We start from the raw sequence: 12,002 nt of genomic DNA on the forward strand, positions 1-12,002 counted from the left end.
CGATTCTGTGGGCGTGCTGGATGTTGAGCCGGTGGATCACGTATGCCGCCGCTGCGATGAGGACCAGGAAGGCGGCGGCTGTCAGGAAGGCGTTCATGGCGGCCACCTCACATACCGATGATCAGCCGGCTGGCCCGGCCGGGCGGACCGGTCTGGTCGGGAACGGCCGCGGCCACCGCGGAGGCGCCGCCCTCGTACTCCCATGCCTCGTCCGGGTCCAGTGGCTGGTCGGCCGCCAAGACGCCGTGCCGGGCCTCGTCCGCGGCGATGAGCGCGCTCGCGGTCAGTGGCGGGCCGTCGTGGTCGGACGCGGCGGCCATCAGCCGGGCCGCCGACTCCGCCCCGGTCTCGGGTGGGATGACCAGCAGGTCCCAGCGGCCGGCGCCGCAGGAGAGCAGCAGCAGCTTGTGGGGGTCGATCTCCGGGGTGAACCAGCCGACCTTGACGATGTGGCCGTGCACGGAGATCTGGCGGGGGATGACCGGCCAGTGTTCCGGGTTGACGGCGATGCGGGTGATGCGGCCCCACAGGGGATCCAGCACATCGGTGAGTGCCGGCAGTTCGCTCGGCAGATCCCGCGAGCGGGGCCACCAGGCTCCGTCCAGGAGTCCGCGGGAGGCGCCGTCGGTCTTCAGTGCGAGACGCGCGGCGGGGGCTGCGACGGGCTCGGGATGCGGCAGGGTTGGGTACAAGGTCGCCGACATGATGCGGACCCGTCTCCGGGCCGCCTCTGCGGCGGCCCGGGTTTCATCTTTCGCCGGGGACGACCCGGCGTGGAAGCCGGTGTGCGAGATGCCCTCGGTACTGTCCACACTACTCCGCGTTTCGCTGCGGCGGGGAGCAGCGGCCGCAGGGAGTGGAGTACCGGCCGGGGCGATCCCCCGGCAAGTGCCTCAGCGCGTGCCGGGGAGTCCCCGTCCTTCGGACGCGGCCACAACGGTGTCGGACGGCGGGGGCGAGAGGTCAGCCGCGCCACTCCACCATGAGCAGGGTCGCGTCATCGCTGGTCCGCCCGCCCCGCGCCTGCTTGAGCGTGTGGGACAGGGATCGCGTCACCGCCCGGATGCCGCGCCCGGTCCTCTCCAGTTGGTTCACGCAGCCGATCAGCTGGTCCTCCCCGAACTCCTCCCCACGACTCTTGTGCTCCTCGACCACTCCGTCGGTGAAGCAGAGGACGCGGTCCCCGCGCACCAGCCCCAGCTCGCTGATCCGAGGCAACGAACCACCCAGGCCGACGGGAAGGGTCGTCGGGGCGACCAGACGCTGTGCGACGCGGTGGTCGCGGACGAGGATCGGCGGCGGGTGCCCGGCGTTGATCCACTGCACCCGTCCCGTCGTCGTGTCCAGCTGCATCATCTGTGCGGTGACGAAGTGCTCGGGACTGAACTGCTTCGCCACGGCACGGTCCATGAAGTCGTAGATCTCCGGCAGTCCGATGCCGGCGCGGCGGGCGTGGCGGTAGGCGCCGATGGCCACGGTGGCCATCGTGGCCGCGTCCAGTCCGTGGCCCATCGCGTCGATCATGGCCACGTGGAGGACGTCGTCGTTGAGCGCGTAGTCGAAGCTGTCGCCGCCCACGTCGTAGGCGGGTTCCAGGATCCCGGCCACGGCGACCCGGGGCATGATCATCGCCAGCGGTGGCAGCAGGGACCACTGGATCTCCGCGGCGACGCTCATCGGCTCGTCACGTCGGACATCGAAGAACAGGTCGGAGTAGCCGTGCTTGGTCACCAGCAGGTCGGCCACCAGGCCGGAGATCCTGTGCAGCAGGCGGCGGTCGTGGTCGTCGACGCTGTCCAGCGTCACCGCCATGACCCCCACCTGGTCACCGCCGTCCAGCAGGGGCAGGTGGACCCGGACGCCGTCCTCCCGGGGCACCTCCACAAGGACCGCGTCGAGGAAGCAGCGGCCCGCATCGGAGTCGTCGATCACCTGAGGATCCCCGCTCGTGAGGCCCTCCCCGGGCAGCGGTACGAGCAGCAGCTGGCCGTAGTCCTGCAACAGCACCTGCGGTCGGCGGCCACCGAGCCGCTCTACCACGTCGGCGACCAGGGGCCCGATGAGATGGGGCGGCAATTCGTGCGCGCTGTCGAGGATCTCTCCGAGGAGAGCTTCCCCGAAGCTCTCGGAGCGGTCCGCGCGCCGTCCTGCCGTCATCCTCTCACCCCGCCATGGTCAGGGCGGGCCGGTATGACAAGGGATCTGTCGGTGCCATGGCTCCATCACGGGGTCGTGGACGCCCGGGCCCGCCGGGTACGCGTGGCAGGCCGGGGCGGACTGCTTACCTGGGTCCGGCTCCTCCTTCCGGCTCCCATGTGTCCTGTCCGTCGAGGCCGCTCTCGGCGAATGCCAGCAGACGCGGGGCCGACAAGGGGTTCTCGGGGTCGGAGGCGGCGGTCAGCAGCAGGGCTGCCGTTCCGGCCGGTTCGTCCGGTGGGACCACGAGCAGTTCCCAGCGCCCCACGGTGCCGCAGTCCACGGTGATGGCATGCATCTCGGCGGCGCCGTCGCTCAGGGCCACCTCGATCACATGCCCCGGTGCCATCACCGCCTGCGGGGCATCGGGCCAGGCTGCGGTACCCACGGTCACACGCGTGACGGTGCCGATGCTCGGATCCAAGGAGCCGACCAGCGCGGGCAGCTCCAGTTCCAGTGCGTCGCAGCGCGGCCACCACGCGCCGTCCAGCGGGCCATGGCTGACGTCCGGTGTGAGGCTCAGCCGAGGCAAGGGCATCCGGTAGGTGTGTCCGTCATCTGGCGCCGCACCTTCGGCTGGCTGTGTGATGACGTTCATCGTGCGATCCCATTCCGGGCGGTTCGGTTTCCGGCCGCCCGTGTCTGTTACTCGCCGGGAAAGGCGCCGCCGTGATCGTGCGCCCGACAGTTCTCGGTACCTGTCAGGCTACTCCCGGCCCTGGCGAGCCGCGTGGCACGCAGCCAGCCACATCACCGGCGTGCTGAGGGCTGCCCTTCGGCACACACGGTCAACACGCAGGGGGCGACGGGGCCGGGCAGCCCGACGACCTCACCCATGTTCCGCCACCCCCAGGACGAGAAGGCGGCTTGTCCTGCCTGGTCGGCAGGATGCAGCAAGGTGACCCCGAGGGAGGAGCGCAGGTCTGTGAGCAGACGCTGTTGCAGGCGGCGGGCGATATCGCGGTGCTGAGCGTGTGGATGGGCCACGACCTGGGTGAGGACGACGAACCGTGCGCGGTGGGTGAGCCGCTGGATGATCTCCTGAAGCGTTCCGTCGAACCCCCGGCGACCGGAGCCGTCAGAGCCCACCGGAAAACCGAAGGCGCAACCGACCAGCACCGTCGTCTCGGCGACCAGCAGGGCGAAGCCGGGGCGGTGGGCGGTGACCGCCAAGCGGTGCAGGAAGTCTCCTCGATCGTGGTACGCCTCGCCGGCGGTGCCCGCGACGGACTCCGCAGCCAGGTCGGCGATGTCCTCGCGCATGTCTTCTGCCTGCCAGCGGGTCAGCCGGCGAAGGCGGATCCCGTCCCTCAGGACCGGCTGGTCCGGCCGATGAGCGGGGTCCTCGGGCACCCGCGTCGCGGTACTCATGAGGCCGCCGGACGCTGCGGGCGGCACGGGACTCACGGGGGCCGTAAGGAGCAGCGAAGTCGATCCGGTGGCATCGAGGAGCCTGGTGATCTGCGCACACGGATGGTGCAGCCGCAGGCGAGCGTGGACCCGGCCGGCGCGCCGTGATGCCGACAGGAGGACGTCCAAGCCCCTGGCGTCGCAGGAGCCGACCGTGGTCAGGTCGATGTCGATCTCGGTGACGCCGTCCAGCAGACACTGTTCCACTGCGGCCCGCAGTAGCGGCGTCGTGGCCGGCCCGATGTCGCCGGCAAGCGTGACGAGCGTCCGCTCTCCTCGGTTCCGCCGATGTATGTCCAGCCGGGAAAAGGTCATCACGCCTCCCCTCGGCGGGGTTGCGGACCTGCACGGGTGCTCAGCGCGGCCCCTGCCATGATGAGCTTGCGCGCAGTTGCTTCGACCGCGGCGGACATGATGCCGACCCGTCTCCGCGCCGACCCACTGGGGCGGCCCGGGGTTCGTCTCTCGCCGAGGACGACCCGGCGCGGCGGCCGGAGTGCGTGATGCCCTCGGTACTTCAACGGTACGTCGGCCGCAACCGGAAGCGGCTGCTTCGAGGGGCGCGAGGCACGGTAGGGGCCGCATCACCAACGGGTCGTCCTCCGGTCCGGGCTCTGCGGCGAGTACGAGCGCACGGGTTCCGGTCAGGCCCGGCTTGCAAGGACCGCCTCCAGCGTCGTCCTTCACCCCCATGACGTGGTGAACCGAACGCCCTCCCCCGCTCCCTCTCCCGTAAGCGGCCTGCCGCGCGGGCGGACTTGGCCCGACGACAGGGCGTCTGAAGGATCAGGTCGCAGGAGTTGAGCCAGTGGCCGTTTCCGCAGGTCAGCGGCCTGACTGCAGGCTAGCTCGTTCTTGCTCCGTTCGGGAACTGCTCAGCCCGGGTCGCCTCCCGGCGCGCTTCCTGGATGATCTGTTCGAACTCGGCGGGTGGCGAGGAGACGGCTGCCGGACGGCGGTTTCCGGCGCGCTTCCATCCGGAGGCCATGCTCCCCGTACAGGGGCGGTGACTGCGCCTGGGTCAGTCGCCGTGGTAGAGGCGAACTGGATCGATCAGCTGGATGGCGGGGTCGTTCTCGGCGAGGTGGCGCAGTTCGTCGGTGAAGCCGGTGCCGCTGTAGCACTGCAGCCGGGTGACGTCGGTGGCGGTGCCGCGCGCGGTGAGGAGAGCGCGGATGTGCTGGAGACGTTCGAGGTGGCCCTTTCCCATGACGTCGTTCCATTTGGCTTCGCCGATGGCGAGTAGTGTTGCGCGGCCGCTGTCGGTCTCGCCATGGACCGCGACGTCGACTTCGTGGGTGGTCTTCGCGGCAGGATCGCTGACGGTCCCGCTGGCGACCCTGGTGACCTGCCCGCCGTGGGTTGCGGGGGACGCGTGCCAGCGGGCCCATTCGCGGCAGACCTGTTCGAAGTGCGGGCCGACAACCTTGCTGCGGAAGGTGGACTGGGCGCGGCGCCAGACGGCGGGGGCGCGTCCGGGGCGTTCCAGATCGCCCCAGGCGGGGCGCATGACCGCGTGGTAGAAGGCGATGAGAGGTTCGGCGATGCGGTAGGCGGAGCGGTTGCGGCGGAAGGCGTCGGCCTCGTGGGTGATCATGCCGACGTCCTGGAGGACGCTGAGCGGGTGCGCGAGGTCGGTGGACTTGCGGCCGAGGTAGTCGGCGATGCCGCCGCGTGCGGCGTTTCCGGCGGCGATGGCGGCCAGGACGGAGTGGTAGAGCGCGGTGTCGTGGAGTTCGGGTTCCTCTGCGAGCAGGTAGCGGGCCTCGCGGAAGAGCGGACGGGCGGGATTGAGGACGGCGCGGGTGACCCAGGCGTCGAAGTCGTGGGGCCCAGATGGGGCGTCGCCCTGGGTGAACTCGCGGCGGTAGGCGGGGGTGCCGCCGACGATGGCATGGGTGAGCAGTGCGGTGCGCGGGTCGGTGATCTCCCAGAACTCGGAGGCGAGGCGGAAGTCCAGGGTGGGGACGACGAGTTCCAGGCCGGCGCGGCCGCGCAGCGGGGCGTTGCCGGCGAGGAGTCCGCCCATGAAGGACAGGGCGGAGCCGCACAGCAAAAGCCGTACGGGGGTGTTGGTGTGCTGGGCGGCGGGGTCGAGGGCGCGCTGGATGATCGAGGGGAGGGCGGGGGAGGCCTTGGCGAGGAAGGGGAACTCGTCGATGACCGCGATGGTGGGGCCGCCCCTGTCGGCGATGCGCATGAGTTCCGTGACGGCCTCGTCCCAATGAGTGAAGCGGAACGGGGTGGGCTGGTCGCGATGGCGGGCGAGGGCTTCGCCGAACTGGCGCAAGGCGTCGGTTTCGGTGGTCTCGGTGGCGGTGAACATGAAGCCGCCGCTTGCCCGCGTGACGGCGTCCAGGAGGAAGGTCTTGCCCTGGCGGCGGCGGCCGGAGACCACACCGAGGGTGGCGCGCGGGCCGGGCAGGGCGGCGAAGCGGGTCAGCTCGGCCCACTCGAAGTCGCGGTCGAACATCTCGGCGGGTTTGTCCACAGCGCACCTCTGTATGGATAGGTGGGCTTATTATATCTGGACTTATTCAAGACTCCTTCTTTGCGTGAAATGCCCGGCGTCGGCCCCGGACGGGGCGAGGCCAGGGGGCGAGGTGCAGGGGTGGCGTCGAGTGGAGTGACCCCCGGACGTCCGACACCTGGACGCTGGTGGCGCGGTCCCCGCGCGGGAGCGTGATCTCGGCGCAAGGGACTCGGGCGGCGGTAACCTCGCGCAGGGTGTGTCATTCGGCAGGGGGTTACCGCGTGCCGGTGTGTCATTCGGCCCTGATGTTGTCCACGTACACGATGCCCTTGGTCGCCGCGCCGCTCCCGTGGACGAGGTACAGATTGAACGCCGTCACCTTGGCGAGGTGAGCCGCGTCAAGCACGGCTCCGGCGTGTGCGGTGTCCCAGGGAGCGGGCGTGAAGTCGCTGAAGGGTGCCCTGACCTCCTGCCCGCTCGTGTCGGACAGCGGAACCTGGTACCAGAAATCGACTCCGCCGGCGACGATCTGGAGCGCCCCGCCGTTTGCGGAACCGTCGCCCTGCAGCCACAGCGCAAGGGACGTGAAGGCGGACCAGTCCGCGTCGACCGGCTTGCCTGTGCCGGTGTACTCGGCGCCCGTGAAGTCGTACGCGTAGGCCAGTCCGTAGGAGCCTGAGGACTTGTGGTCGGCGGACAGGGTGAGGGTGTGGGAGTTGACATGGGTGTATGCCTGGCTCAGGGCGGTGTCGTCTCCGGCGTATCCCTCGAAGTCGTCGACCCAGCCGGCAGGCAGGGGCGCGACCTCGCCGAGGAGGACCACGGCCGAGTCGGTGAGCGTCCTGCCGTCCGCCCGCGCGCTCACGGTGAGGGTCACCGAGCGGTTGTTCCGCGTGGCCGGGTCGATCGACCAGTCGCCCGAGTAGAAGCCGTCGGCGTCGAGGCGCAGCCGTCTGGCGCGTCCGCCGTTCACGGAGTAGGTGACCCGACTCGCCCTCGCGGGTGTGACACGCACCCGGACGGTGGTCTTGGAGGCTGCTACGCGCTGTCGGTCCGTAGGGGTCACGAGGTGCATGAACGGGGCGTTCCTGACAGCGGTGGTGCGAGCGGAGTACACCCCTCGGAGATCGGCGGCGAACAGGGTGCAGGGGTCCTGGTGGTAGGCGACGAAGTCCGGCAGCAGGACGTGGCCCGGGTACGGGACGTAAGCACGCTTGGTGCCGCCGAAGTTGGCCCAGGTGAGCATGTACGTCATCTGACGGGCCAGCGGGTCCGCCTGGATGGCCTGCGACAGCTGGGTGAACCACTGCGGGTCGCGGACCTCGGTGCCGCCCTCCCCGAACTCGGTGAAGGCCGCTGCCTTGCCTCGCTCGTTCGCCAGCCGGACCACCATCGCCAGATCCTTCACCACACCGTCCAGCCAGGGGGTCGGTCCGGCGTTTTCGTCGTAGGAGTCGTAGCCGAGGATGTCGACGAAACGGTCGCCGGGGTAGGTCTTCAGGTAGCCGGTCGGGTCGCCTCCGAAACTTGAGTTGGGCGAGTAGGCGTAGAGCAGGTTGTGGACGCCCCTGGTGTCGCGCAGGTACTCGACGGTGTAGCGGAACAGCTCGATGAACTCGGCCGAGGTGGCGTGGCCGGCACCCCACCAGAACCAGGCTCCGTTGTTCTCGTGGAAGGGACGGAAGACGACCGGGATCGCGGTGCCGTCCGGCCGCCGCGCGCCTTTGACCGCCTTCGCGATGCGGTCGAGGAAGGCGTTGAAGTCCGCGTGTTTCGCGCCTCCGGGAAGGATCTGGCCGACCACTCGGCCCGTTGTGTCGTAGAAGTTCCCGCCGGTGACGAAGTTCGGCATGTGAGCGCTGAGGGTGTTGATCCCGCCGCGTGCGTCCCCCTGCCGGATGCACCGGCTGAGCGCGGCGATGTTCTCGGCTTCGGTCCCGCCGTCGACGCCGGGGCGTTCGTCGCCGTCGAGGATGAGGGTGTCCCAGCCGAACACCGCGGGGTAGTCGCCCACCGCCGCCCTGGTGTCGGACGCCTTGCCGTCGGGGGTGGTGAAGGTGAAGCCGTAGGTGAGGTCGTGCTGGTGACCGAACAGGATGCCTTTGCCCTGCTGCCGCTTCAGGTACGCGAACAGCGCGCGGGTGGCGGGGGTCGCCTTGTCGTCGACGATCCGCACCGGCGTCGGCGCGCCGACGAGCTCCGTGCGGGAGGTCGCCGCGGCGGCCACCGAGGTACGGGCGCCGGCTGCCGCGGCGACCGTGGCACCGAGGAGGATGAACGTGCGGCGGTTCAGGGGAGAGCTGGGCATGTGTGTCTCCGTTTGACGTGGCGATCTCTCGCCAAGGGGAGGTGTCCCGCGGGGGCCGGGGGCCGGGGGCCGGGGGCTGGGGGCCGGGGTGCCCCGTCCCGAGGGGTGTCGTGGGCCGCTCCCGTCGGCGGCGCCAGGCGTCGTCGGAGACGGCGGCTGGTCGCCGTAGTCGTATGCCGGGTCGGGGGGGCGCTCAGGCACCTTTGGACAGGCGGCTGCTCGGCCTGCTCAGTCGGCCGTCGAACAGTCGTCGCACTCCGGGGGGCGAGCCGGCTTCCGCACGCAGGTCTGCGACCCAGAGCCGTGAACCCGGCCCGGACTGCTTCGCGGCGCCTCGCGCGGACCCGTTGCAGGTGCAGCGCCGGAGGAAGAGAAACAGGAAGATGACGAGCGTGGGCACGATGCGAGGACTGCCTCGGCCGCGATGTCATCCCCGTGGGCTCCGAAAGGGATGAGGAGTCGGAGAGGGGGTGGCCAGGGCCCCGGTGATCGGATTGCCGCGGACCAGCCACGGCGTTGGTCCGAGGTCGCGGTCGGTCGTGGCTTCTCCGGTCGGAGTGCGTACTTCACCGCGGGGCCGACCTTGAGCAGGATCGTGGAGCTGCCCCCGGACTCCTTGACGATCTCGATCTCGGTGTTGGAGCCAAGTCGTGGTGGTGCCTCGGCGTGGTCCATCGGATCGTGCCGGTCCGCGGCCGCCGTCGATGCACCCTCGTGGCGTGCGCCACCGCGAAGGCCGGGAACGTGGCTCCACCGCTGCGAGGGCGCCACTGGTCGCCGCGGCCCTGAGCAACCAGGGTCCGTAGGTCACTTGTGGGGGTCCTTCCCGTGACGTGGTCGGCTGCAGGTAGACGGGGTCCTGGTCAGGGACACCCGCGACGCACGACACACGTGTGCTTCAAGTGGCGCTATTCGACTAGAAGTTGAGGAAAAAAGAAAGGCTAAGCGGCTCGCGAGACCCAGGCGCACCCTCTGTTCGCCGCGATTGCTACGGAGCGGCAGGCGCAGGACTGCCGCGCTCTGGAGGATGCCTGCGCCCTCGGTGCAGGGGGCATGCCGGGCTGTGGGAGAACCGGCGTCGGTTGACGCGCCAGTGACAGCGTGATCCGGACGAGTCTCGCGAGGCCGGTCGGTCCCGGACGCATTCCCCCTCTGCAGAGATCCTCGTGAGCGCGGGAGTCCGGGAGTTCGTCGTGCGGCTGCCGTACTGGCTGGATGCGTGAGCCCGGTGATCGGCGACACCACGCGGCGCTCTCCCCCGTTGCCCGTGGAGTCGTGATCAGCGGCGCCGTGCTTGCGGCGGCTGCGGAGCCGGAACGGCGGCTGCGTGTTGGAAAGGAGCGTTGGGGCGCTGGGCTTCACTGTCAGCCCATACTCCGCTGCGGGCCGGTGCTGCGCGGGCTCGTGAGCTGGTGCCGGCCGTGTGCTGAGGCGTTGGCTGCGCCGGGAAGCGCGGCTTGTCCCGCCTTGTCCGCTCACGCAAACGGCCCCGGACGAGGAGTCCGAGGCCGAGTAAAGCCGTGGAGCAGACCGCCCCAGCCACGACGAACCCTTCTCTGACATCAGGCGGCTGACTGCTGTGTGCGCGGCCCGGGCGCGGGCCGGGCTGGAGCGGGGCGGAGACAGACATCCGACGCGGTTGATCAGTCAAGCGGTGTCGGGGAAGGCGGTGGCCAGGCACATCAAGAACCAGCGCCTCGCCTCAGCCGGCTACAACTGGGCCTTCGCCGCCCTCACCGCATCCCCATGAGCACGAGCCCACTACGACCGCCGCCGAGCAACCGAGGAACGACACGTCGCAGCACAACGCAACCTGTTCAACCGCATGCTCGGCTGCCTGCACCACTGCCTCACCCACCGCAACCGCGAGCCGGGGGCAACGGAAAGGCCCCAACAGACCGAAATCTGTAAGAGCCTCACCCAGTACTCCATCACACGTGAGGCGTACCGTTCCAGATGACGAGTCAGGAACGGAGACCAGGATGACCCACCCCTCCGACATCCACCCCCCCGCCGAGAGCAACGGCCAGCGCCTCTCCCGCCTGCGCGCCCGCCGCCGCTGGACACAGCAGCGCCTCGCCACCGAATCCGGCTACAGCCTCGCCACCATCAGGGCCTTCGAACAGGGCCGCCGCAGCCTCGACCGCGCCAGCGTCGTCCTCACCTTCGCGCACGCCCTCGACTGCCACCCCACCGAAATCACCGGAGCCCCCTACGTACCCGCCCAGGCCGACCACGACGGACAAGCCGCCGTCGCCTCGGTCGCCGCCGTCCGGCGGGCCCTCATGCGCCACGGCCGGCCGGCACGCCCCACCGACGCCGAGGTCGCCGCGCTCGACCTGCCCGAGCTGCAGGCCCGTGTCGCCGAGGCCAACGCACACCGGCAAGCGGCAGCACTCACCCAGTCCGGCGCCGTTCTTCCCGCGCTGCTGCGTGACCTTCAGGTCGCCGCCGATCTGACCCACGGCGACGACCGTCGGCTCGTATTCCGGCTGCTGGCCTCCGCCTACGAGTGCAGCATGCAGTACCTGTACAAGCTGGGCCACACCTCCGACGCCACCCTCGCCACGGAACGAGTCGTCTGGGCCTCCGAGGAAACCGGCGACCCCCTGCGCATCATCGCCGCCCGCTGGTACGACGCCGGCGAGTTCCTCACCATCGGCGAGCACGATGAGGCGGGCGCCATCATCGACGAGGCGCTCACCGAACTGGGCGCGATCCCCTCGCCGGGCCCGGAAGCGGTATCCCTGCGCGGCGCGTTCCATCTCAAGGCATCGCTCAACCTGGCCCGCGCCAAGGACACGAGCGCCGCCGTCCGCCACCTGCAGCACGCGCAGCAGGCGGCCGACGAGCTGGGCGAGGACCGCAACGACTGGCAGATGCAGTTCGGCCCCACCAACACCGCACTGTGGTCGGTCAGCCTGCCCGTTGAGATGGGCCGCGGGAAGGACGCCGTGGCCCGCGCGGAGAAGGTACGGCTCCCTGTCGGCTACTCGCGTGAGCGGCTGTCGCACTTCCACATCGACCGCGGCCGCGCCTACTTCTACAACGGCCAGCGCGAGGACGCCGTGCGCGCCTTCCTCGACGCGGAGCAGCTCGCCCCCCAGGCGACTCGCGCGCACGCGGCGGTGCGGGAGACCGTGGGCACGATGATCCGCACCCGCAAGCGCGGCGATCTGGTCGAGCTGGGGATCCGGCTCGGCATCGTATGACACAAGTACTACGATCCGTAGCGCTTTGGTGACCCTCTGACGACTAGCGTCGGTTGAGCAGCACAAACCACGCGGCCAGGGGGGTCATCGCATGTCAGGCACAAGCGAGGCTCGTCCGGCCGGTCGGCCCAGCGCCACCAGACATGCCGACGGGCACATCCCCAGAGCGACCGGCAGGCGCGCCGGCCATCGTCCTCTCGCTTGGAGAGGACAAAGCCGCCTGCCCTCATGGGCTGGCCGCACTCAGGACAGTCCGGGGCTTCGTCGGTCATGCGGCGCACCTTAACGGGAGCGACTTCTTCGTCCCGAAGCAACTTGGGTACGCCCTCGACCTCGGGGCCGTGCGGCTCTCACGTGCTGCGATGGTCCGCAGGTGTGCGCGGTTGTCCGCCGCTGTCCGTCG

7 protein-coding genes and 1 pseudogene are annotated in these 12,002 nt (G+C 70.1%); 2 read left to right on the forward strand and 6 right to left on the reverse strand.

Going from position 1 to position 12,002, the window contains the following annotated elements:
* Positions 1–107 precede the first annotated feature (107 nt).
* From ACZ4YY_RS15875 to ACZ4YY_RS15900, 6 genes are all read right to left on the reverse strand, one after another.
* A complete protein-coding gene (locus tag ACZ4YY_RS15875; protein WP_468289428.1) occupies positions 108–812 on the reverse strand; it encodes a DUF5994 family protein in 705 nt (234 codons plus the stop codon).
* A 151-nt stretch (positions 813–963) separates the two neighbouring features.
* A complete protein-coding gene (locus ACZ4YY_RS15880) occupies positions 964–2,157 on the reverse strand; it encodes a PP2C family protein-serine/threonine phosphatase (protein ID WP_468289431.1) in 1,194 nt (397 codons plus the stop codon).
* Positions 2,158–2,281: 124 nt separating this feature from the next.
* Positions 2,282–2,794 carry a DUF5994 family protein gene (locus ACZ4YY_RS15885; RefSeq protein ID WP_468289433.1) on the reverse strand — a complete coding sequence of 171 codons (513 nt, stop codon included), beginning with the start codon at positions 2,792–2,794 and terminating at the stop codon, positions 2,282–2,284.
* 152 nt (positions 2,795–2,946) lie between these two features.
* Complete coding sequence (locus ACZ4YY_RS15890; protein ID WP_468289436.1) at positions 2,947–3,921, reverse strand: STAS domain-containing protein; 975 nt, start codon at positions 3,919–3,921, stop codon at positions 2,947–2,949.
* A gap of 706 nt (positions 3,922–4,627) precedes the next feature.
* Entirely contained in the window at positions 4,628–6,079 is a 1,452-nt protein-coding gene (locus ACZ4YY_RS15895) for an AAA family ATPase (protein ID WP_468289486.1), read from the reverse strand.
* A gap of 292 nt (positions 6,080–6,371) precedes the next feature.
* Positions 6,372–8,387: a glycosyl hydrolase gene (locus ACZ4YY_RS15900; RefSeq protein ID WP_468289438.1), complete on the reverse strand. Its 2,016-nt coding sequence runs from the start codon at positions 8,385–8,387 to the stop codon at positions 6,372–6,374.
* A 1,675-nt stretch (positions 8,388–10,062) separates the two neighbouring features.
* Between ACZ4YY_RS15900 and ACZ4YY_RS15905 the strand changes: the two are divergent.
* Both ACZ4YY_RS15905 and ACZ4YY_RS15910 read left to right on the forward strand, forming a co-directional pair.
* Positions 10,063–10,347: pseudogene (locus tag ACZ4YY_RS15905) on the forward strand (hypothetical protein); the annotation flags it as partial.
* A gap of 22 nt (positions 10,348–10,369) precedes the next feature.
* Positions 10,370–11,599 carry a helix-turn-helix domain-containing protein gene (locus tag ACZ4YY_RS15910; RefSeq protein WP_468289441.1) on the forward strand — a complete coding sequence of 410 codons (1,230 nt, stop codon included), beginning with the start codon at positions 10,370–10,372 and terminating at the stop codon, positions 11,597–11,599.
* The last annotated feature ends 403 nt before the right edge of the window (positions 11,600–12,002 follow it).

The organism is Streptomyces sp. NPDC030143 (genome assembly GCF_055573695.1).

Bases quoted from the DNA above. Each gene is read 5' to 3' on its own strand.
- ACZ4YY_RS15880 (WP_468289431.1), bottom strand. From the start codon at position 2,157: ATGACGGCAGGACGGCGCGCGGACCGCTCCGAGAGCTTCGGGGAAGCT.
- ACZ4YY_RS15885 (WP_468289433.1), bottom strand. From the start codon at position 2,794: ATGAACGTCATCACACAGCCAGCCGAAGGTGCGGCGCCAGATGACGGA.
- ACZ4YY_RS15890 (WP_468289436.1), bottom strand. From the start codon at position 3,921: ATGACCTTTTCCCGGCTGGACATACATCGGCGGAACCGAGGAGAGCGG.
- ACZ4YY_RS15895 (WP_468289486.1), bottom strand. From the start codon at position 6,079: ATGTTCGACCGCGACTTCGAGTGGGCCGAGCTGACCCGCTTCGCCGCC.
- ACZ4YY_RS15900 (WP_468289438.1), bottom strand. From the start codon at position 8,387: ATGCCCAGCTCTCCCCTGAACCGCCGCACGTTCATCCTCCTCGGTGCC.
- ACZ4YY_RS15910 (WP_468289441.1), top strand. From the start codon at position 10,370: ATGACCCACCCCTCCGACATCCACCCCCCCGCCGAGAGCAACGGCCAG.